The organism is Planococcus sp. ISL-109 (assembly GCF_018613655.1).
Classification (GTDB): domain Bacteria; phylum Bacillota; class Bacilli; order Bacillales_A; family Planococcaceae; genus Planococcus.
The window spans coordinates 832,825-853,723 of the sequence record NZ_JAGGPW010000004.1 but is presented as its reverse complement, the minus strand read 5'-3'; the positions used below and the strand labels follow the sequence as shown (position 1 = coordinate 853,723).

The following is a 20,899-nucleotide window of genomic DNA, read 5'->3' as shown; positions in this document are numbered from 1 at the left end:
GGTGGACAGAATGAAAATCGGTGTTATCGGAGCAATGGAAGAAGAAGTGGAACTGTTGCGCAAGCAGCTAGCGAATCCTTCTGTTAAAGAAATCGCCAACAGCGAATTCACGACAGGTACATATAAAGGCCAGGAACTTATTTTGCTGAAGAGCGGCATCGGGAAAGTCAATGCGGCTATGGCAACCACTATCCTGATGCAAGAATTCAATCCTGACATCGTATTGAATATCGGCTCCGCAGGTGGTTTTGATGCAGAGTTGGAAGTAGGCGCTGTCGTCATTTCCGATGAAGTGCGCCACCACGATGTGGATGCCACGGTTTTTGGCTATGAAATCGGGCAAGTTCCTCAAATGCCTTCAGCATACAAAGCTAATAAGGAATTGATTGAACTTGCTGTCCAGGCAGTCGACGAAATCGGCGAGCACCAGCACGCAGTAGGCTTGATTGCGACAGGTGATTCGTTCATGAGCGATCCGCACCGGGTGGCACACGTGAAGCGGCTGTTTCCTGACATGAAAGCTGCGGAAATGGAAGCGGCTGCGGTCGCGCAAGTGTGCTATCAGTATGACACGGCGTTTGTCGTCATCCGTGCGCTTTCGGATATTGCCGGAAAAGAATCATCTGTTTCGTTCGATGAATTCCTGCCGGTTGCGGCAAAGCATTCGACTGAAATCGTGTTGCGCGTCATCGAAAAAATGCTGCAACGCATATAAAAAAGCTGAGGGCGCGAAGCCCTCAGCTTTTATACTTTCCTTAAAGTGAATGTGCTGATCATCAGCAATGCTGCAATCAGCAATATGAACATATAAACTGCAGGCGACCAGTAATCAAAGCCGAAATAAGATAAAGTCAGCACGGTTCCGGCTGCTGTAATCGGAAGTCCAGTAAAGTATCCGTTTGACTCTGAAATATTAAAGCGGGCCAGGCGGAAAGCCCCGCAAGAAATGTAGATGACTGTAAAAATCATGCCGGCCATTCCGAAGTCCTGCAATGCTAATTGATAGATGAGCAAAGCAGGTGCGACGCCGAAGGAGATGATATCTCCCATCGAATCGAGCTGCTGGCCCAGGTCGGACTCTTGATTGTATTTCCTTGCAACCATGCCATCAAAGCGATCCAAAAAAGCGGCAATAAAAATGAACAGTACGCTATAACTATAGTTTCCGGATAAAGTGGCCATCAATGAGGCACCGCCGAAAACCATATTGCCGATCGTCAATGTATTTGCAGCTTGGCTTTTCAGCCGTTTGATCGTGTGATCCATTTTTTCAATCAATAACAATAGAAGCGCTCCTTTTTTCGATGTGCTTTCGACAATTATACTGCGAATCGTCTAAAAATGGTAGACTATTTCAACGATGGAGGTACATTTATGAAAAAACGTTTATACCAATCGATGATAGAATTAAGCAATGGTAAGGTTAGTTCCGCAGTACTAAAACGTTTCACCAGATCTTCCATTAGTCGCCATTTCGTCACAAATTATATTAAGACCTATCAAATAGAACTACAAGACCTGCCGCAATCGGTAAAATACAGGAGCTTGCATGATTTCTTTACCCGGCAATTGGCACAGAAAGCCCGTCCTATTGCCGAAGCTGATGTCGTGTCTCCGGTAGACGGCCGAATCGAAGTTACTGGTCCTATCGAAACAGCCAGCCGTTTCCAAGTGAAAGGCATCAGCTATTCATTGGCCGGATTGCTCGGCTCCGAACAGGCTGCAGAGCCATATAGCCATGGCCAGTACGCCATCTTGTATTTATCGCCGGCAGATTATCACCGCATCCACAGCCCGGCTGATGGAAAAGTGCTGAAGCAGTATATGCTCGGAGATAAATCATATCCGGTCAACCGGCTCGGATTGACCTACGGCAAATCGCCGATCAGCGGAAACCGCCGTCTCATCACGGAACTGGATACGGTGCTGGGGCGTGTGCTGGTCGTGAAAGTAGGGGCGATGTATGTGAACTCAATCGAGTTGACCGAACTGGGCGATTCTTGGAGAAAAGGGGCGGAAGTCGGTTATTTCAGCTTCGGTTCGACCGTAGCTTTGTTTTTTGAACAGGGTGCTGTCGAATTCGCTCCCGAAATCAAAGACGGCGCCCACATCAAGGTGGGAGAACCGCTCGCATATATGTTATAATCAATGGACTTAAGTCCGCAAAAACAGGAGTTGTTATGAGTGTATCGAAATTTTATCCCAAGGCAGTATGTGAAAGAAGTTTTTGATATTACGCCCGAATCACTAAAAGAGAAAGGGATTCTTGGCATTATTACCGATTTGGACAACACCTTGGTCGAGTGGGACCGTCCGGATGCGACTCCACGTCTTGTCGAATGGCTCAAGTCCATGAAAGATGCCGGCATCCAAGTCGTCATCGTCTCCAATAATAATGAAATGCGGGTCAAGTCATTTTCCGATCCGCTCGGTATTCCGTTTATCCACCAAGCGAGAAAACCGATGGGCAAGGCATTCAGGAAAGCATTGAAAATCATGAGTGTGCAGCGCGAGCAGGTCGTCGTCATCGGCGATCAGATGCTGACGGATATTTTCGGCGGAAACCGCAATAAATTGCATACCATTCTAGTGTTGCCAGTCGCCCAGTCGGACGGCTTCTTTACCCGTTTCAACAGAATGGTGGAGCGCCGTATTATGAAAAAGCTGAAAGACAAAGGACAATTGATGTGGGAGGAAAAAAATTGACAGAAATGCCATATTGCATCGGTTGCGGTGTACAGATCCAAACAGAACGGAAAGACGATATCGGCTACGCGCCGCCGTCTTCGCTCGATAAAGAAGAAATTATTTGCCAGCGCTGTTTCCGGCTGAAAAACTATAACGAATTGCAGCCCGTTTCGTTGACGGACGATGATTTTCTACGTATTTTGAACGGCCTTGGCGAACGCAAAGGCTTGATCGTCAAAATCGTCGATATTTTCGACTTCAACGGCAGCTGGCTTCCCGGATTGCACCGGTTTGTCGGCAATAACCCGATTTTGCTCATCGCAAACAAAGCGGATCTGTTGCCGAAATCCGTCAAAGAAAAAAAACTCATCAATTGGATGAAGCAAGAGTCGCGCAAATTGGGCTTGAATCCGATCGACATTTTGACGGTTTCCGCCCATAAAGGGACAGGCGTCAAAGAAGCGATGGATGCGATCGAACAATACCGTGAAGGCGGCGACGTCTATGTTGTCGGCTGTACGAACGTCGGGAAATCGACATTCATCAACCGCGTCATCAAGCAGGCGACAGGAGAAGGCGATGTCATCACGACGTCCCATTTCCCGGGAACGACGCTCGATATGATCGCCATCCCGCTCGATGATGAGTGCTCTTTATACGACACGCCGGGCATTATCAACCATCATCAGCTGGCACATCATTTGCATACGGAAGATTTGAAATCGATCATGCCGAAAAATGAAATCAAGCCGCGTGTGTTCCAGTTGAATCCTGAACAAACCTTGTTTATAGGCGGCTTGGCGCGTTTTGACTTTATCAGCGGTAGCCGCTCATCGTTCACGGTCCATGCCGCGAATTCACTGAATATCCATAGAACCAAATTGGATAATGCGGATGAACTTTATGAACAGCATCTTGGAGGCATGCTTGCCCCGCCATCTGCTGAACATAAAGAAGATTTCCCTGGACTGGTGCGCCATGAATTCCGCATCAAGGAAGGCAAGACAGATGTGGTTTTCTCGGGGCTTGGCTGGATTACCGTACAGCATGATAATGTCACCATTGCCGCCCATGCACCAAAGGGAGTAGAAGTAATCGTCCGACCATCGCTCATTTAGGAGGTTTTCAAATGAAGAAATGGTATGCGGTCATCGGGGATCCGATTTCCCATTCGCTATCACCGTTTATGCACGATCATTGGTTCCAAAAGCACGATATTGACGCATCCTATATACCGTTCCATGTCGAACCGGCCCAGTTGGAGCAAGCCATCAGTTCCATGAAACTGCTGGGCATCAGCGGTTTTAACATCACCTTGCCACATAAGCAGGCGGTGATTCCGTTGTTGGATCAATTGGATGAAACGGCTCAGCACATGAATGCGGTCAATACAGTGGTCGCAAAAGACAGGCGCTTTAAGGGTTTTAACACGGACGGTGACGGGTTTGTCCGTTCGCTTTTGAGCTACCCCGTCGCCAAAGGGAACGCCTTGCTTATAATCGGGGCAGGCGGCGCCGCCCGCGGCATCGCTTTTGCACTTGAACGTGCAGGGTTCACCGATATTTCCATCACGAACCGGACGTTCCGCAGGGCGCAGGAGCTGGCCGAAGAAACCGGCAGCAAAGCGTTGGTGCTTGCGGATGCTGAAGCGCAGCTGAGCGATTTCAGCACAATCATCCAGACCACTTCTGTCGGGCTGACCGAAGAAGCTTTGCCGCTGTCTTTGACGCATCTAGGAAGCGGGGCGGTCGTCGCGGACATTATTTACAATCCGCTGGAAACGCCTTTTCTTAAAGAAGCGAAAGCAAAGGACTGCCTGGCATTGAACGGCGTCGGCATGTTCGTCAACCAAGGCGCCATTGCGTTTGAAAAATGGACGGGCATCCGTCCGGACACAGAAGAAATGATTCAATTGATTACAGATAAACTAGGAGGAAATTATGTTAACAGCTAAACAAAAAAGTTTTCTAAAAAGCGAAGCGCATCATCTTGACCCGATTTTTCAAGTCGGAAAAGGCGGCGTCAGCGAAGCGATGCTCGTGCAAATCGGGGAAGCGCTGGAAAAACGCGAACTTGTAAAAATCAGCATTCTGCAAAACAATGAAGACGGCAAACATGAAGTGGCACAAAACTTGGCAAAAGGCACAAAAGCGGAGCTCGTTCAATTGATCGGCCATACTGTCGTTCTCTACAAGACGTCTGTAAACAATAAACGGATTGAGCTTCCGTGAAAAAAAGAAAAATCGGAATCCTCGGCGGGACGTTCAATCCCCCGCATTTCGGTCATTTGATTATGGCGAACGAAGCTTATCACGCACTCGGTTTGGAGCAAGTGCGCTTTATGCCGAATGCCGTCGCCCCGCATAAAGAGGCGAGCGGCATCGATACCGAAAAGCGGGTGATGATGACCAGTTTGGCGCTCGATGGCCATTCCCAGTTCCAGCTGGAAGATTCCGAAGTCTCAAACGGCGGCGTATCGTACACGTACGATACGATGGCCAAACTGACTGAGCGAGAACCCGATTGTGAATTTTATTTCATCATCGGCGGCGATATGATTGAAAGCCTCCACACCTGGCACCGCATAGACGATCTTGTGCAACTCGTGCAATTCGTCGGCATCGGCCGCCCGGGCTATCAGCCGGATACCCATTATCCGGTCATGATGATTGATTCTCCAGAGATGCATTTATCTTCGACGATGTTGCGCAATCGAGTTGCGGCCGGCCGGCCATTGACTTTTTTCGTGCCTGATCAAGTGGAAGCTTTCATCCGGAAGGAGCGATTGTATGGACCCGAGCCTGATGCTCCAAAAAGTTAAAGAACGCATGCCCGAAAAACGCTATATCCACGTTTTAGGTGTCATGGGTACCGCTGTGTCATTGGCGCGCCATTACGGCATCCCGGAAGAGCAAGCCCGCATTGCGGCGATTCTCCATGATGTGGCGAAATATGCAGACCGCGACTGGATGCGCCGGATCATCGAAACTAAAGGGATGGACCCGCAATTGCTCGAATACCATCATGAGCTGTGGCATGCCCCTGTAGGTGCGTATATCGCATCGTATGAGTTCGGCGTTGATGATGAGGAAATCCTCAATGCAATCCGCTACCATACGACAGGGAGGGCAGGGATGTCCGCGTTGGAAAAAATCATCTACATTGCAGATATGATCGAACCGAACCGCAATTTCCCAGGAGTCGATGAGCTGCGTGAGTGCAAGACGCAAGGTCTCGACGCGTTGATGGAAGCGGCGATCCGGCAATCGATCGAGTTTTTAGAATCCAAAAATCAACCGGTATATCCGGATTCCTTGAGATGCCTTGAGCATTTTGAGCAACAGAGAGGGAACGTGAAATAATGGCTAAAGATACGTTGTTACAACTGGCTTACCAAGCCGCAGAAGATAAAAAAGCAGAAGACATCGTCGTACTGAATATGGAGGGAATCTCGATGTTAGCGGATTACTTCCTTATCTGCAGCGCAAACTCAGACCGCCAAGTGCAGGCGATTGCCCGCGAAATGATGGATAAAGCAGGAGAAGCCGGCTATAACGTGAAGAGCGCGGAAGGTTTTGATGCAGCACGCTGGATCTTGGTAGATTTGGGAGATGTTGTCGCGCATGTATTCCACCGCGATGAGCGCTCGTATTACAACCTTGAGCGGCTCTGGCGTGACGCACCTGAACTGGAAGCATGAATTACGGACGATTTGCAGCAGTATACGATGACTTGATGGAAGATATTCCGTATGAGCAATACGTGGACTGGATTGCGCAATCGATGCGTTCAGGCAGCGTACTCGACCTCGCATGCGGTACAGGCGTGCTGTCGGAATTAATGGCAGAACTCGGCTATTCCGTGACAGCGAGCGATTTATCGGCGGATATGCTGACGGTCGCGCAGCGGCGCTTCAAAGAGGCCGGTCTGAATGTCCCGGTGCTGCAATTGTCAATGGACAACTTGGAAGGTCTCGAGGATTTCGATGCCGTGACGATTGCCATCGATTCGCTGAATTATTTGGCGCAGGAAGAGCAAGTCGTGAAAACTTTCGAGCAAGTGTACGCTGCACTGAAACCGGGTGGCCATCTTTTCTTTGATGTCCATTCGGTTTTCAAAGTCGATGAAATTTTTATGCAAAGCCCCTTTGTCTACGACGGCGAAGACATGGCGTATATTTGGCACACAGAGCGAGGATCGGCGCCTCACAGCGTAATCCACGATTTGACGTTTTTCGTGCGCGAAGGCTGGATGTTCGAGCGCTTTGAAGAAACCCATGAACAACGGACATTTTCAATTGACACGTATCGAAATTGGCTGCAGCAAGCTGGCTTCAAGGTCGGATCGGTTACGGCTGATTTCACTCGTGACGCTCCCGACGCCGAAAGTGAACGGATCTTTTTCCATGCAGTAAAATAATACGAAAACCGCCGGCATATGCTGGCGGTTTTTTTCTATAGGAATAATGGACATTCCTTCCCTTGTTATTATATAATTCAGATAGCTTCAGTTGATTGCTTTCTGCGGAAATGAGGGATGCCCACTGAATCTTTCTCCGCAATTTGCCAAATACGCCCGGTATGTTATGCCGGCAGCCGTTGTTTTGGCTCTCCTGTATTTTTTCCTCCTGCGTGAACCTCCACAACCGACAAGCCTCAATGACTTGGCTTCTGCACAGTCCCAACTGGACGAACAGCCGCCACAAAACCCAGTCGAAGAAACGCCCATCGCCACGACCGTGATGATCGATGTGAAAGGGGCCGTAAAAAGCGCCGGCTTGTATGAATTACCGTTAGGCGCTCGCGTGGCTGATGCCATCGAAGCCGCCGGCGGGTTCTTGCCGGACGCCGACAGCCGATCGATTAATCTGGCGGTCATTGTGCTCGACGAATCTTCTGTTTATGTGCCGAAGGCCGGAGAAGAAACAGCTCCGGTACCGACTACGGCTTCAGGCGGCGACGCACAGCCACTGGTCGATTTGAATACTGCAACAGAAGCGGAATTGACCGAACTGCCGGGGATCGGGCCTGCAAAAGCGGCGGCGATTATTGCCCACCGAACCGACAACGGGCCTTTCCGGAGTATTGAGCAACTTACGGACGTCACCGGCATCGGCGACAAAAGTTTTGAACAATTGAAAGACCTGATCCGTGTCCGCTAAAGCGGCCGCTGGTACTTGACGAAACAACTGCCTCTGCTAAACTTGATTTAACAAAACAGCAGGAGGCAATCAGATGAAGCGAATAACGTGGGATCAATTTTTTATGGCTCAAAGCCACCTCTTGGCGCTGCGCAGTACATGTACACGACTGGCAGTAGGCGCGACAATCGTCCGCGATCGGCGCATCATGGCAGGAGGCTATAACGGCTCGATTTCCGGAGGCGACCATTGCATCGACAAAGGCTGTTATGTAGTCGACAATCATTGCGTGCGGACCATCCATGCAGAAATGAATGCGCTGCTTCAATGCGCCAAATACGGCGTCAGTGTCAACGGCGCTGATATGTATGTCAGCCATTTCCCGTGCCTCCAATGCACGAAATCGATCATTCAAGCCGGCATTTCCCGCCTTTATTACGCGGCGGATTATAAAAATCATGAATACGCGATCGAGCTGCTTGAACAAGCGAATGTCGAAGTGATTCAAGTGGTATTCGATGAACGCATGATTGATTTTTTAAGCGTCGAAAAAACAGCGCTCTACATGGAATTGATCGAGAAGCTTGGCGCCAAGGGGGCGAGTGAAGAAGAATTGTCCTATTACAAAGAACGGGTGAAGGAATTATTCGGAGAACTTCTCGTTTAACGGAGCCATTATTTTTCTATACGGCAATTGCGCTTGCAATCGCCACATATGCAGCACATGACTCAGCTAATCTGCTTTTGATCATGGTGCTGCTTTTTTATTGGATGGCGTATAAAAAAGAGCCGCTAACGTGGATGGCTATTATTGCTATTTTCGCCATTGCGGCCTTCTTTTTGGCACAATCCCGCCTGGACGATGGACCATTATTGTCTGGAGACTACGAAGGCGTTGTTGAATTTCATGAACTTTCAATCGACGGTGCCCGTTTGAATGGATTTGCAATTGTGGATTCCGGCCAAAAAGTCTATGCTAGCTATCAAATCGGCTCGGCTGAGGAAAAAAAAGCTTTGCATGCTTTAGGCCCAGCTATCCATTTGCGCGTTCGGGCAAACTACACCGATCCTAAAAATGCGCCGCATGAGTTTGCCTTTAATATGCAACACTATTTGGAGAAAAACAATGCACGCGGTATGCTTACGATCGAATCGATTGTAGCCGCGGCACCAAGAGGGGGGATCAAAGGAAGCTTAGCACAGCAGCGCGAGAAGCTGCTGGCCCATATCGAGCGGAGTTTCCCGGCTGCACTCGTAACGGAAGCGCATGCGCTTCTGCTCGGGGAACGCGGTGGGCTGGACGGGGAACAGGCGCGGATTCAGCGTACGCTTGGAATCACGCATCTGTTTGCGATATCGGGCCTGCACGTGGGAATTATTACCGCGATGCTTTATTTTGCCTTGCTGCGCATACGGATACGGAAAGAAACAGCGACCATCTTGCTCATTATGGTATTGCCGCTTTACGCCATATTGGCAGGGGCCGCGCCCTCAGTCATGCGCGCATGCGCCATGGTGGTCTTGGTGCTGTTAGCCCGGTTGTTCGGAATCCACGTTTCGGTAATTCAAGCTTTAAGTGCCAGTTTTATCGCCTTTCTCCTCTTCGAACCGTCACTTCTTTTTGATATCGGTTTTCAATTGTCCTATGGTGCGAGTTTCGGGATCATCGCTTCCTTGAAATTATTGGAAGGTGCTTCTTTTTTCAAAGGCGGCTTGATTGTCACCGCGGTGTCTCAATTAAGCCTGTATCCGCTTCTATTATTCCATTTTTATGAAATCTCCTTATCCTCATTTTTGGTGAATGCCTTGTATGTACCGCTTTTTACGGTGTTTATTTTGCCGGCCAACTTTATGCTATTGGCGCTGTCCTTTTTTCCAGGCAATATAGCACAGCCTTTTTTCGCCTTATACGAGCCGCTGAGGCTATGGATCGCCCAGTTGACGAATGACCTGGCAACTGTGCCTCATCAGCTGTGGACCCCCGGGAAACCGGCTCTAGGGCTAGTGCTGATCATGGCCGCGTGCGTCCTGGTGTTTTTTGTGCAAACGGAAAAGCGCTGGCGCCTGCGCTATGTCCTCGTGCTGGTCAGCCCGGCTTTGTTGATAAGCGCTAAACCATATGTAGACCCGGCATTATATGTCAGCTTTATCGATGTCGGGCAAGGAGACAGCATTTTGATTGAATTGCCTTATCGGCGCGGCGTGTACTTGATCGATTCCGGCGGCGTGCTGCGTTTTGGGGAAGAGGGCTATCAGCAGCGGACGCGTCCTTATGAAGTAGGCCGCGGAACGGTCGTGCCCTATTTGAAAGGGCGCGGCATTTCCCAGGTCGATTTATTTATATTGAGCCATCCCGATGCGGATCATGCAGAAGGTGCCGATGAAATTTTTGAAGAACTTGACGTGGAACGCCTGCATATCACTCCAGGATCCGAGGCGAATGCAATGATGTCCGAGTTGGCGCCTTTGTCGAAAGAAGCGGCGGTGGAAACACCTGGAAAGGGAGTTGCTTGGAATGTCGGTTCAACACGATTTATGTATTTGTCTCCGGATGATGACCAGTACGAAGGCAATGATGACTCGCTCGTGCTGCTGATGGAACACGGCGGCCAGCGCTTTTTGTTCACCGGGGACTTGGAAGAGAAAGGAGAGCGGGAAATTGTGGAGGGTTACGCACAACAGCTCGCCGAATTGACTGTGTTGAAGGTGGGGCATCACGGAAGCAAAACCTCGAGTTCGCAAATTTTCTTGGAAGCGCTGGAACCGGATGTCTCCATCGTCTCCGCCGGTAAGGACAATCGCTATGGCCATCCGAGCCCGGAAGTGACAGCGCGTTTCGAGTCGCTTGATTTATTGTTGTTGTCGACTGCGGAAAACGGAACGATACGCATAACAGTGAAAAACGGAAACACGACCATCGATTCCAGCCGAAAATAAAAAAGCCCCGGCAAATGCCGGGGCTTTTGGTGATCAACGGGCTGCGAATTGCACTACGCCAGCGATGATAAAAATAAGAGCGAAGAAACCAAAGGAAACGACGAAGCCCATGCCTGCATCGATGGCATCGTTGCGTTTGGACTGGACGTTTTGTTCAAATTCATTCATGAAAATCCCTCCTAGTTGATTTTATTATAAGCGAAGAAAACCAAAAAATCTATATTGAACTAAACATTGTCCCTTGATTTTGGCGGCTGACACACAACTGTCAAAACCAGACACGCCGCATGAGGCAGACCCGAATCGGAAAATCCGGTATAGTAGAGGGAAGAGGGAGTGGAACGTATGATTACATCTATATGGAAATCGATTCGCGCCGATAAAATCGATCCGGTCTATTTGATTGTCGGGACCGAGAGCTATTTCATCACGAAAACACTCGATTTATTGAAAACGCAAATGGCGGCTACTTCAGAGCTCGATGCCGCAACGTATGACCTGGATGAAGTGCCGGTCGGGCATGTGCTTGAGGAATCCGACACGATACCATTTTTCAGTGACCGCAAGCTGGTCATCGCACGCAACGCTTCATTCTTGAAAGCGGCGGAGCGGGGTAAAGAAAAAATCAACCACGATCTGAAAGCGTTGGAAACATGGCTTGAACATCCGCCGGCGACAAGCGTCACGATTTTTGTTGCGCCTTATGAAAAACTGGATGAACGGAAAAAAATCGTCAAGCTGATGAAAAAGCATGCGGTGCTGATCGAAGCGAAAGCGTTGCAGCCGCATGAGCTGGAAAGCTGGATGGCGCATGAAGCGAAAACACACGGCAAAACGCTCGAACGTCAAGCTGCCCGGAAATTGATTGAACTGGCCGGTACTAATTTGACGCTGCTCGCTTCCGAGCTGGAAAAAATGGCGCTCTACCTCGGGGCGGAACAAGAAGAGATTTCCGAACAGCTCATTAAGGATATGACGTCGCGCACTTTGGAACAAGACGCATTTAAAATGCTGCAAGCCTATTTGGACGGGGATATCAAAACGGCGTTGAGCGTCTATTACGATCTGCTGAGGCAAAAAGAAGAGCCGGTCGCACTCGCGGCGTTGCTCGCTTCGCAGATCCGCTTTATGGTCCATGTTTATTATTTGCAGAAAAAAGGCTATCATGCACAGCAAATTTCCAAACAACTCAAAGCCCATCCGTACCGGGTCAAACTGCTTGTGGAAAAGCGCCGGCAGATTTCCGAACAGCGCTTGCTGCAGGTGCTCGGCGACTTGGCGGATATCGACCTGCAGTTAAAGACCACTTCCGGGAACCGGGAGCGTGTGCTGGAATTCTTCCTGATGAAACGGGCGGGGCATAACAAACAAGTGTCGAAACAAGTTTAACCCGATTAAAGCAAGGTGCGAAAAATGTGTACCTTTCATGTGCCCGCAGCATTAGAGGACACGAGGCAGCGGTTTTGCGGAATATGCATAAGTTACAATCTAAAGCTCAACTACTATAATTAAAGCAAGGCTGCCCGATTCGGAGGCAGCCTTGCTTTTTAGTTTTTTTTGCACAAAGAAAAAACCGACCCTTGAGGATCGGTTTTTTAATGCGTTTTACGCTTTTTTCATGAGGCTCGCTTTTTTGCGGGCTGCAGTGTTTTTGTGGAGCAAACCTTTAGAAGCCGCTTTCTCAACTTGTTTGATCGCTGCTTTTACAGAATCACCTTTGTTTTCTTCATTGTTGGCTACAGCTTGCTCAGCCTTTTTGACAGAAGAACGCATTGATGATTTAACAGATGAGTTCTGAGCATTTTTTGTATCGTTCGTGCGAACACGTTTGATTGCAGATTTAATGTTTGGCATATCTTTCACCTCCTAGACAATTTAAGTTTAGGCGGAGTCGCCTTCACTCTTCAGTGTCTCTATACAACAAAAGTTATTTTATCAAATCGGCCAGCCAAATGCAATAGTTACGTGCAAAGAAGTTTCCCTTGACACTTAAAGCATTGTTCGGTCATTCGTTGCTCAAAGCCTGCTTGACTGCTATAATTCAAAGTAGTTTATATGGGAGTGAAGAAAATGAATCTAGAACAGAGAATCGCGAGACAGCAGAAAATCCGCAACTTTTCCATCATTGCTCACATCGATCATGGGAAATCGACGTTAGCAGACCGCATATTGGAAAAAACCAATGCGCTGACGGCGCGTGAAATGAAATCGCAATTGCTCGACTCCATGGATTTGGAGCGGGAAAGAGGAATTACCATCAAGTTGAATGCCGTTCAGCTGAACTATACAGCAAAAGACGGAGAAACGTATATTATGCACTTGATCGATACACCGGGACATGTCGATTTCACGTACGAAGTTTCCCGCAGCCTGGCAGCATGTGAAGGAGCTGTCCTTGTAGTCGATGCAGCTCAAGGCATCGAAGCCCAGACACTTGCCAACGTCTATTTGGCGCTCGATAACGACTTAGAGATTTTGCCGGTCATCAACAAGATCGATTTACCAGCAGCAGATCCTGAACGCGTTCGCCAGGAAGTGGAGGACGTCATCGGGCTTGATGCATCGGAAGCCGTGCTTGCTTCTGCAAAAGCAGGAATCGGCATCGAAGAAATCCTGGAGCAGATTGTCGAAAAAGTTCCACCGCCAACAGGCGATCCAGCAGCTCCCTTAAAAGCTTTGATTTTCGATTCGCTTTATGACCCGTACCGCGGCGTTGTCGCGTACATTCGAATCATGGACGGCACAGTAAAGCCAGGCGACAAAATCAAAATGATGGCCAGCGGTAATGAATTCGAAGTCGTCGAAGCCGGCGTATTCACGCCTAAAGTGACTTTGCGCGACGAATTGACGGTTGGGGATGTCGGCTTTTTGACCGCTGCCATCAAGAACGTCGCCGATTCGCGTGTCGGAGATACCATCACATTGGCAAACAACCCCGCTGAACAAGCACTGCCGGGCTATCGCCGTTTGAACCCAATGGTTTATTGTGGGCTCTACCCGATCGATACATCGAAATACAACGATTTGCGTGATGCGCTTGAAAAGCTGGAACTGAACGATGCGGCTTTGCAATTCGAACCAGAATCCTCACAGGCGCTCGGCTTCGGCTATCGCTGCGGATTCCTCGGCTTGTTGCACATGGAAATCATCCAAGAGCGCATCGAACGCGAGTTCAATATCGATTTGATCACGACAGCACCGAGCGTAATTTACCACGTCCATATGACGGACGGGGAAGTGTTGAACATCGACAACCCGGCGATGATGCCGGATCCGCAGAAAATTGCAGTAGTTGAAGAACCTTACGTCAAAGCGACGGTCATGGTGCCGAACGATTACGTCGGCGCGGTTATGGAAATCTGCCAGAAAAAACGCGGCAATTTCATGACGATGGACTATGTCGACAATTCCCGTGTCAGCATCATTTACGAATTGCCGCTTGCGGAGATTGTCTATGACTTCTTCGACCAATTGAAATCCGGCACGAAAGGCTATGCATCGTTCGATTACGAGCTGATCGGCTATAAAGAGTCGAAGCTAGTCAAGATGGATATTTTGCTGAATGCTGAAAAAGTGGATGCACTGAGCTTTATCGTCCATAGTGAATTTGCTTATGAGCGCGGGAAAATTATTGTCGACAAACTGAAGAATTTGATCCCGCGCCAGCAATTCGAAGTTCCGATCCAAGCAGCGATCGGACAGAAAATCGTTGCCCGCCAAACAATCAGCGCTATCCGGAAAAACGTCCTCGCGAAATGTTACGGCGGCGATATTTCCCGGAAGCGAAAACTTCTTGATAAGCAGAAAGAAGGGAAAAAGCGGATGAAGCAAGTCGGCTCCGTAGAAGTCCCACAAGAAGCATTTATGGCTGTTCTGAAAATGGACGACCAATCCAAATAAAACGAAAAAAAGGAGGCGGCTTTTTCTGCCTCCTTTTCTTATTAGAAAGAAGGATTTTTCATGGTAAAAGGCATGTACATCCATATCCCATTCTGCCATCAGATTTGTTTTTACTGCGATTTCAATAAAGTGTTTTTCAAAGACCAGCCGGTGGATGCCTATATCGAATCAGTCGGCAAAGAACTGGCGCTATGGAAACAGCAAGGAGCACTCGATCACCCGCTTGAGACGATTTTTCTCGGCGGCGGCACACCAACAGCGCTAACTCCGGAACAATTGGAGCGACTGCTCGGCTTGATCCGCCAGTACGTGCCGATGACACAGAATGTCGAATGGAGCTCAGAAGCGAATCCAGATGAACTGACGCGCGAAAAAATGCAAGTGCTGTTTGACGGCGGCGTCAACCGCTTGAGCATGGGCGTGCAGACATTTGATCCGGATTTATTGAAGCGTCTTGGCAGGACCCATGCCAATGACGATGTTCGCCGTGCCGTGGAAACAGCACGCGAAGTCGGCTTTAACAGCATCAGCTTCGATTTGATGTACGGGCTTCCCGGCCAGACGATGGCGCAGTGGGAAGAAACGCTCGAGCAGGCATTTGCATTTGATCTGCCGCATTTTTCAGCGTACTCGCTGATCATCGAACCGAAGACCGTTTTTTATAATTTGATGGTCAAAGGGAAATTGAATACCATCACAGAAGATCTTGAAGGCGATATGTATGAACGCCTCATGGAGGAAATGGAAAAACGCGGTTTGCATCAATACGAAATTTCCAATTTCGCAAAGCCTGGGCATGAGTCGCGCCATAACCTATTATATTGGGACAACGAAGAATATATTGGCGTCGGAGCGGGTGCCCATGGCTATGTCGACGGAATCCGCTATGCCAATCACGGACCGCTCAAAAAATATATGGAACCCCTCGATTCTGGCATACGGCCCGTATTGGAAGAAAACAAAGTGACTATAAAAGCACAGATGGAAGAGGAAATGTTTCTCGGCCTGCGCAAAACCAAAGGCGTGGAACTAGTTCATTTCGAAGAGAAATTCGGCACAGCACTCAGGAGCATTTACGGAGAGATTCTTCAAAAAGAGCAGGCTAAAGGCAATCTGGCTCTCGAAAACGGATTTTTGAAGCTGACACATAAAGGCCGCTTTGTCGGTAATGAAGTATTCGAACAATTTTTGCTTTCGTAGAAGCGCATCCGTTGACAACGCAAAAAAGATTTGGTAATTTTAGTGTAGTCTTAGCACTCGAACTGATAGAGTGCTAACAGAGGTGATGATCATGTTAACAGAACGGCAACTGCTCATTTTGAAAGTGACAGTCGATGATTATATCCAATCAGCGCAGCCGGTAGGATCGAACCAACTAGCCAAAAAGCCGGGTATGTCTTTTAGTTCGGCTACCATTCGCAATGAATTGGCTGAGCTCGAAGGCCAGGGCTACCTCGAAAAGACTCATACTTCTTCCGGCCGGATTCCGTCCCAAAAAGGCTATCGCTATTATGTAGACCATTTGTTGACGCCGAATCCGGTACCGGAAAACGACATCGTTCAGCTTCGCTCGGTTTTCGAAGAAAAGGTCAATGAAACTGAAGAGATCATCAAACGGTCGGCTGGCATCTTGTCCGAATTGACAAATTACACGTCGATTCTGCTCGGACCGGATATCCGCAAGCACATCGTCAAAAAGTTGTCGATTGTGCCTTTGTCGCCGGGAATGGCTGTGGCGATCATCGTCACCGATTCGGGGCATGTGGAAAACCGCGTATTCTCCATCCCGCCGGACTTGAACGCATCCGACATCGAGAAGATGGTCAATATCTTGAACGAGCGTCTCATCGGCGTTGCGCTGCATGATTTGCACAAGCGCCTCGAGCAGGAAACGCTCGCTCTGTTGCGCCAGCATATCGAGCGCTACGGAGAATTATTCCGTACGTTCCAGCAGGCGCTGTTGCTTCCGCACACGGACAATGTTTATTATGGAGGCAAGCTGAATATCCTTAAGCAGCCGGATTTCCATGATATCCAGAAAATCCGTGAGTTGATGGACGTCATGGAAGAAGGAAAGCACATTCCTGAAATTCTACCGATCGGCGCCCAAGGGCTTCAAATCCGCATTGGTTCCGAAAATGCGTTGGCGGCGATGGAAGATTGTTCTGTCATCACGGTGTCTTACGATATCGGAGATGAACAAATGGGTACGATCGCTATTGTCGGGCCGAAGAGAATGGATTACCGCCGGATCGTTTCACTGCTGGACTATGTGAGCAGCGATTTGTCGAAAGAATTGACCCGGCTGTTCCAAGGAAAGTGAACTAAAGGAGGCACATATTTTGTCGAACGAAAAAGAAACGATCAAGCAACAAGACTTAGAGCAAGATGTGAAACAAGCTGAAGAACAGGCACCAAATGACACAGAAACTACTGTGTCCGCTGAAGCTCTAGAGGCTGAAAGCGACACCGATAAACCAGTGGACGAAATAGCTGAACTGAAAGCACAGATTGAAGCGGAGCAAAACAAGTATTTGCGGCTTCTAGCGGATTATGATAATTTCAAACGCCGCACGAAGCTGGATCAGGAAATTGCGAAGAAGTTCCGCTCGCAATCGCTGTTGACGGATTTGCTGCCGGTGCTGGATAATTTCGAGCGAGCGCTTGCTACCGAAACCAAAAGCGACGAATCGCCAACACTGTTAAAAGGCGTTGAAATGGTCCAGAAATCCTTGCTTGACGCTGTGAAAGCGGAAGGCCTCGAGGAAATCAAATCAGCCGGCGAGCCGTTTGATCCGCATGTACACCAGGCAGTCATTCAGGAAAGTGATTCGGAAGCAGAGCCAGGCATGGTGTTACAAGAGCTGCAAAAAGGGTATACCCTGAATGGCAGAGTGCTCCGTCCGGCTATGGTAAAAGTGAACGAATAATTGAAACTATCAAACTAAAGTTAATGGAGGAATTTAAATGAGCAAAATTATCGGAATCGACTTAGGTACTACAAACTCAGCGGTCGCAGTACTAGAGGGCGGCGAGCCAAAAATCATCCCGAATCCAGAAGGCAACCGCACGACGCCATCTGTTGTGTCATTCAAGAACGGTGAACGCCAAGTCGGCGAAGTGGCAAAACGCCAATCCATCACCAATCCGAACACCATCCAATCCGTCAAACGCTTGATGGGCACGCAGGAAAAAGTGACGGCTGAAGGAAAAGAATATACACCGCAGGAAGTTTCTGCCATGATTCTTCAATACATCAAAGGCTATGCGGAAGATTACCTCGGTGAAAAAGTGACCAAAGCGGTCATCACGGTACCGGCTTACTTTAATGATGCTGAACGCCAAGCGACAAAAGACGCTGGCCGTATTGCAGGTCTTGAAGTGGAACGCATCATCAACGAGCCGACAGCTGCAGCACTTGCATACGGCCTTGATAAAATGGATAAAGACGAAACGATTTTGGTTTATGACCTTGGCGGCGGTACATTCGACGTCTCGATCCTCGAACTTGGCGACGGCGTTTTCGAAGTTAAATCAACTGCCGGCGACAACCGCCTGGGCGGCGATGATTTCGATAAACTAATCATCGATTACTTGGTGCAAGAATTCAAAAAAGAAAACGGCATCGACTTGTCGAAAGATAAAATGGCCACTCAGCGCCTGAAAGATGCGGCTGAAAAAGCTAAAAAGGATTTGTCTGGCGTAACGTCAACACAAATTTCCTTGCCGTTTATCACTGCAGGCGAAGCTGGACCGCTTCACATGGAGATGAGCTTATCGCGTGCGAAATTCGACGAGTTGACTTCTTCACTTGTGGAACGCACGATGGGGCCGACTCGCCAAGCATTGAAAGATGCGAACATTTCTGCTTCTGAACTGGACCGCGTCATTTTGGTCGGTGGATCTACACGGATTCCGGCTGTTCAGGAAGCTGTTAAAAAAGAAACAGGCCAAGAGCCGCATAAAGGCGTTAACCCGGATGAAGTTGTCGCAATGGGCGCAGCAGTCCAAGGCGGCGTCTTGACTGGCGACGTACAAGATGTGGTATTGCTAGATGTGACACCACTGTCACTCGGCATCGAAACGATGGGCGGCGTGTTCACGAAACTGATCGAGCGCAACACGACGATCCCGACATCAAAATCACAGACATTCTCTACTGCAGCGGACAACCAGCCGGCAGTGGACATCCACGTTATGCAAGGTGAGCGCCCAATGGCTGCTAACAACAAAACACTCGGTCGTTTCCAATTGGCGGACATCCCACCAGCACAGCGCGGCGTGCCGCAAATCGAAGTGAGCTTCGATATTGACAAAAACGGCATCGTCAGCGTTAAAGCGAAAGACCTTGGTACACAAAAAGAGCAGACGATCACTATCCAATCCAGCACAACGCTTACGGATGACGAGATCGACCGCATGGTGAAAGAAGCGGAAGAAAACGCTGAAGCAGATGCGAAGCGCAAAGAAGAAGTGGAATTGCGCAATGAAGCTGACCAAGCTGTTTTCACAACAGACAAGACAATCACAGACCTCGGCGAAGCTGTTTCTGAAGAAGAGAAAAAACAAGCTGAAGAAGCGCGTGATGAATTGAAAACTGCACTTGAAGGCGAAGACATCGAAGATATCCGCACGAAAAAAGACAAGCTTCAAGAAATTCTTCAAGGCTTTGCCATGAAAGCTTATGAGCAAGCTGCTGCAAACCAGCAAGCCGCTGAAGGCGAAGGGCAGCCAGGACAGGACGACGACGTCATGGACGCTGAGTTTGAAGAAGTCAACGACGATAATAAAGATAAGTAAGATAAGCAAGTCCGGAAAAGTCAAAGCAAAGCAACTGCTTTGGCTTTTTCACGATTAAAAGTGCATAATTTTTCACGTATTACAGGATTCTGAAAAAGCGTATCTGTGTCTAGATTCCAGCGCCCAGATTCTAAGGACATAATCGGGCTGTGCGGCTGTAAATATGCCTCTTTGCCCAAGCTTATGCCCGCTGAATCCACTAGGGCGCTTGCGCTTTTTTCCGGGTCTTTGCAAGCGCAAATTAAACCGTGTACAATTACAGTTGACTGCAAGAGGGAGAGTGACCTATGGATAAGCGAGATTATTACGAAGTGCTTGGCATCTCTAAGGATGCTTCAAAAGAAGAAATCAAGAAAGCGTACCGGAAACTTTCCAAGAAATTCCATCCGGATATCAACAAAGAAGCAAATGCTTCGGAACAGTTCCAAGAAGTGAAAGAAGCTTATGAAGTGCTGAGCGACGAGCAAAAGCGTGCCCAGTATGACCAATTCGGCCATCAGGATCCGAACCAAGGCTTTGGCGGCGGCGGCGGAGCGGAAGGCTTCGGCTTTGATGATATTTTCAGCACGTTCTTCGGCGGCGGCACACGCCGGCGCGATCCGAACGCACCTAGAAAAGGCGATGATCTGCAATACTCCATGAACATCGATTTTCTGGATGCCGTGTTTGGCCAGGAAACAGAAATCGAAATTCCAAAAGACGAAACGTGCGAAACGTGCGACGGTTCCGGTGCAAAGCCTGGAACGCGCAAGAAAACATGCCCGTATTGTGAAGGCAGCGGCCAATTGAATGTCGCGCAAGACACGCCATTCGGCCGCATGGTCAATCGACGGGCTTGCCATCATTGCGAAGGCACCGGCGAAATCATCGAAGAAAAATGCACAACATGCCGTGGCGCCGGCAAAGTAAGGAAAATCAAGAAAATCAAAGTCACCGTTCCTGCAGGGGTCGACGATGGTCAGCAATTGCGCGTCTCAGGCCAAGGCGGACCGGGCATCAACGGCGGGCCGGCTGGAGATCTATACGTTCTTTTCCGCGTCAAGCCGCATAAACAATTCATGCGCGATGGCGATGACATCCATTTGGAATTACCGATTACCTATCCGCAAGCGGCGCTCGGTGACGAGATTGAAGTGCCGACCATTTCCGGTAAAGTCAAGCTGAAAATTCCAGCTGGCACACAAAACGGAGCTCGTTTCCGTCTGCGCGGCAAAGGCGTTCAAAATGTCCATGGCTATGGTGTTGGCGATCAGCATATTACGGTGAAGGTCAAAGTGCCGACGAAACTAAGCGAAAAACAAAAGCAATTACTGCGTGAATTTGCTGAGGTTTCCGGAGATATTCCAGAAGAGCAAGGCAGTTCGCTATTTGATAAGATCAAAAGAACAATTAAAGGCGATTGATGCAGCAATAAAAGCAATTGGAAAACTCCCG

23 protein-coding genes are annotated in these 20,899 nt (G+C 48.9%); 20 read left to right on the top strand and 3 right to left on the bottom strand.

Annotation, left to right across the window (positions count from 1 at the left end; genetic code table 11):
* The first annotated feature begins 10 nt into the window (after positions 1–10).
* Positions 11–715, top strand: coding sequence for a 5'-methylthioadenosine/S-adenosylhomocysteine nucleosidase (mtnN, locus tag J7E21_RS06105; RefSeq protein WP_215105667.1), 705 nt, complete (start codon positions 11–13; stop codon positions 713–715).
* 29 nt (positions 716–744) lie between these two features.
* Here the strand turns inward: mtnN and pssA are convergent, their stop codons facing one another.
* The gene (pssA, locus tag J7E21_RS06100; protein ID WP_215105665.1) at positions 745–1,284 is read right to left on the bottom strand and encodes a CDP-diacylglycerol--serine O-phosphatidyltransferase; all 540 of its coding nucleotides are present in this window, start codon (positions 1,282–1,284) and stop codon (positions 745–747) included.
* Between the two features lie 90 nt (positions 1,285–1,374).
* On the opposite strand from pssA, the gene J7E21_RS06095 reads away from it, so the two are divergent.
* From J7E21_RS06095 to J7E21_RS06040, 12 genes are all read left to right on the top strand, one after another.
* Positions 1,375–2,145, top strand: coding sequence for a phosphatidylserine decarboxylase (locus J7E21_RS06095; RefSeq protein WP_215105663.1), 771 nt, complete (start codon positions 1,375–1,377; stop codon positions 2,143–2,145).
* A gap of 39 nt (positions 2,146–2,184) precedes the next feature.
* Positions 2,185–2,706, top strand: a complete 522-nt coding sequence (locus J7E21_RS06090) for a YqeG family HAD IIIA-type phosphatase (RefSeq protein ID WP_215105661.1) — start codon at positions 2,185–2,187, stop codon at positions 2,704–2,706.
* On the top strand, positions 2,703–3,806 hold the full coding sequence (gene yqeH, locus J7E21_RS06085; RefSeq protein ID WP_215105660.1) for a ribosome biogenesis GTPase YqeH: 1,104 nt from the start codon (positions 2,703–2,705) through the stop codon (positions 3,804–3,806). Before J7E21_RS06090 ends, yqeH begins: the two co-directional genes overlap by 4 nt.
* A gap of 11 nt (positions 3,807–3,817) precedes the next feature.
* Positions 3,818–4,642 carry a shikimate dehydrogenase gene (gene aroE, locus J7E21_RS06080; protein WP_215105658.1) on the top strand — a complete coding sequence of 275 codons (825 nt, stop codon included), beginning with the start codon at positions 3,818–3,820 and terminating at the stop codon, positions 4,640–4,642.
* The gene (gene yhbY, locus J7E21_RS06075) at positions 4,629–4,919 is read left to right on the top strand and encodes a ribosome assembly RNA-binding protein YhbY (RefSeq protein ID WP_215105656.1); all 291 of its coding nucleotides are present in this window, start codon (positions 4,629–4,631) and stop codon (positions 4,917–4,919) included. Before aroE ends, yhbY begins: the two co-directional genes overlap by 14 nt.
* Positions 4,916–5,509: a nicotinate-nucleotide adenylyltransferase gene (locus tag J7E21_RS06070; RefSeq protein ID WP_215105654.1), complete on the top strand. Its 594-nt coding sequence runs from the start codon at positions 4,916–4,918 to the stop codon at positions 5,507–5,509. Before yhbY ends, J7E21_RS06070 begins: the two co-directional genes overlap by 4 nt.
* Positions 5,478–6,050, top strand: coding sequence for a bis(5'-nucleosyl)-tetraphosphatase (symmetrical) YqeK (gene yqeK / locus J7E21_RS06065; RefSeq protein WP_215105652.1), 573 nt, complete (start codon positions 5,478–5,480; stop codon positions 6,048–6,050). The genes J7E21_RS06070 and yqeK overlap by 32 nt, the downstream gene beginning before the upstream one ends.
* Positions 6,050–6,388 carry a ribosome silencing factor gene (gene rsfS, locus J7E21_RS06060; RefSeq protein ID WP_215105650.1) on the top strand — a complete coding sequence of 113 codons (339 nt, stop codon included), beginning with the start codon at positions 6,050–6,052 and terminating at the stop codon, positions 6,386–6,388. The genes yqeK and rsfS overlap by 1 nt, the downstream gene beginning before the upstream one ends.
* The gene (locus J7E21_RS06055) at positions 6,385–7,107 is read left to right on the top strand and encodes a class I SAM-dependent DNA methyltransferase (protein ID WP_215105648.1); all 723 of its coding nucleotides are present in this window, start codon (positions 6,385–6,387) and stop codon (positions 7,105–7,107) included. The genes rsfS and J7E21_RS06055 overlap by 4 nt, the downstream gene beginning before the upstream one ends.
* Positions 7,108–7,291: 184 nt before the next feature.
* The gene (locus tag J7E21_RS06050; RefSeq protein WP_251047795.1) at positions 7,292–7,849 is read left to right on the top strand and encodes a helix-hairpin-helix domain-containing protein; all 558 of its coding nucleotides are present in this window, start codon (positions 7,292–7,294) and stop codon (positions 7,847–7,849) included.
* 73 nt (positions 7,850–7,922) lie between these two features.
* A complete protein-coding gene (locus tag J7E21_RS06045) occupies positions 7,923–8,495 on the top strand; it encodes a ComE operon protein 2 (RefSeq protein ID WP_215105646.1) in 573 nt (190 codons plus the stop codon).
* A gap of 134 nt (positions 8,496–8,629) precedes the next feature.
* Positions 8,630–10,765 carry a DNA internalization-related competence protein ComEC/Rec2 gene (locus J7E21_RS06040; protein ID WP_251047794.1) on the top strand — a complete coding sequence of 712 codons (2,136 nt, stop codon included), beginning with the start codon at positions 8,630–8,632 and terminating at the stop codon, positions 10,763–10,765.
* A 33-nt stretch (positions 10,766–10,798) separates the two neighbouring features.
* Here J7E21_RS06040 and J7E21_RS06035 read toward each other — a convergent pair whose 3' ends face one another.
* Positions 10,799–10,933 carry a YqzM family protein gene (locus J7E21_RS06035; protein ID WP_006828710.1) on the bottom strand — a complete coding sequence of 45 codons (135 nt, stop codon included), beginning with the start codon at positions 10,931–10,933 and terminating at the stop codon, positions 10,799–10,801.
* 177 nt (positions 10,934–11,110) lie between these two features.
* On the opposite strand from J7E21_RS06035, the gene holA reads away from it, so the two are divergent.
* Positions 11,111–12,154, top strand: coding sequence for a DNA polymerase III subunit delta (gene holA, locus J7E21_RS06030; protein ID WP_215105644.1), 1,044 nt, complete (start codon positions 11,111–11,113; stop codon positions 12,152–12,154).
* 216 nt (positions 12,155–12,370) lie between these two features.
* Here the strand turns inward: holA and rpsT are convergent, their stop codons facing one another.
* Entirely contained in the window at positions 12,371–12,619 is a 249-nt protein-coding gene (gene rpsT / locus J7E21_RS06025; RefSeq protein ID WP_215105643.1) for a 30S ribosomal protein S20, read from the bottom strand.
* 216 nt (positions 12,620–12,835) lie between these two features.
* On the opposite strand from rpsT, the gene lepA reads away from it, so the two are divergent.
* The 6 genes from lepA (at position 12,836) to dnaJ (ending at position 20,868) form a co-directional block, all read left to right on the top strand.
* Complete coding sequence (gene lepA, locus J7E21_RS06020; RefSeq protein WP_215105642.1) at positions 12,836–14,665, top strand: translation elongation factor 4; 1,830 nt, start codon at positions 12,836–12,838, stop codon at positions 14,663–14,665.
* Positions 14,666–14,725: 60 nt separating this feature from the next.
* On the top strand, positions 14,726–15,865 hold the full coding sequence (hemW, locus tag J7E21_RS06015) for a radical SAM family heme chaperone HemW (protein ID WP_215105640.1): 1,140 nt from the start codon (positions 14,726–14,728) through the stop codon (positions 15,863–15,865).
* A 91-nt stretch (positions 15,866–15,956) separates the two neighbouring features.
* On the top strand, positions 15,957–16,988 hold the full coding sequence (hrcA, locus tag J7E21_RS06010) for a heat-inducible transcriptional repressor HrcA (protein WP_215105638.1): 1,032 nt from the start codon (positions 15,957–15,959) through the stop codon (positions 16,986–16,988).
* Positions 16,989–17,007: 19 nt separating this feature from the next.
* The gene (gene grpE, locus J7E21_RS06005; RefSeq protein ID WP_215105636.1) at positions 17,008–17,595 is read left to right on the top strand and encodes a nucleotide exchange factor GrpE; all 588 of its coding nucleotides are present in this window, start codon (positions 17,008–17,010) and stop codon (positions 17,593–17,595) included.
* A gap of 37 nt (positions 17,596–17,632) precedes the next feature.
* Positions 17,633–19,465 carry a molecular chaperone DnaK gene (dnaK, locus tag J7E21_RS06000; RefSeq protein WP_215105634.1) on the top strand — a complete coding sequence of 611 codons (1,833 nt, stop codon included), beginning with the start codon at positions 17,633–17,635 and terminating at the stop codon, positions 19,463–19,465.
* 287 nt (positions 19,466–19,752) lie between these two features.
* Positions 19,753–20,868, top strand: a complete 1,116-nt coding sequence (gene dnaJ / locus J7E21_RS05995) for a molecular chaperone DnaJ (protein ID WP_215105632.1) — start codon at positions 19,753–19,755, stop codon at positions 20,866–20,868.
* Positions 20,869–20,899 lie beyond the last annotated feature (31 nt).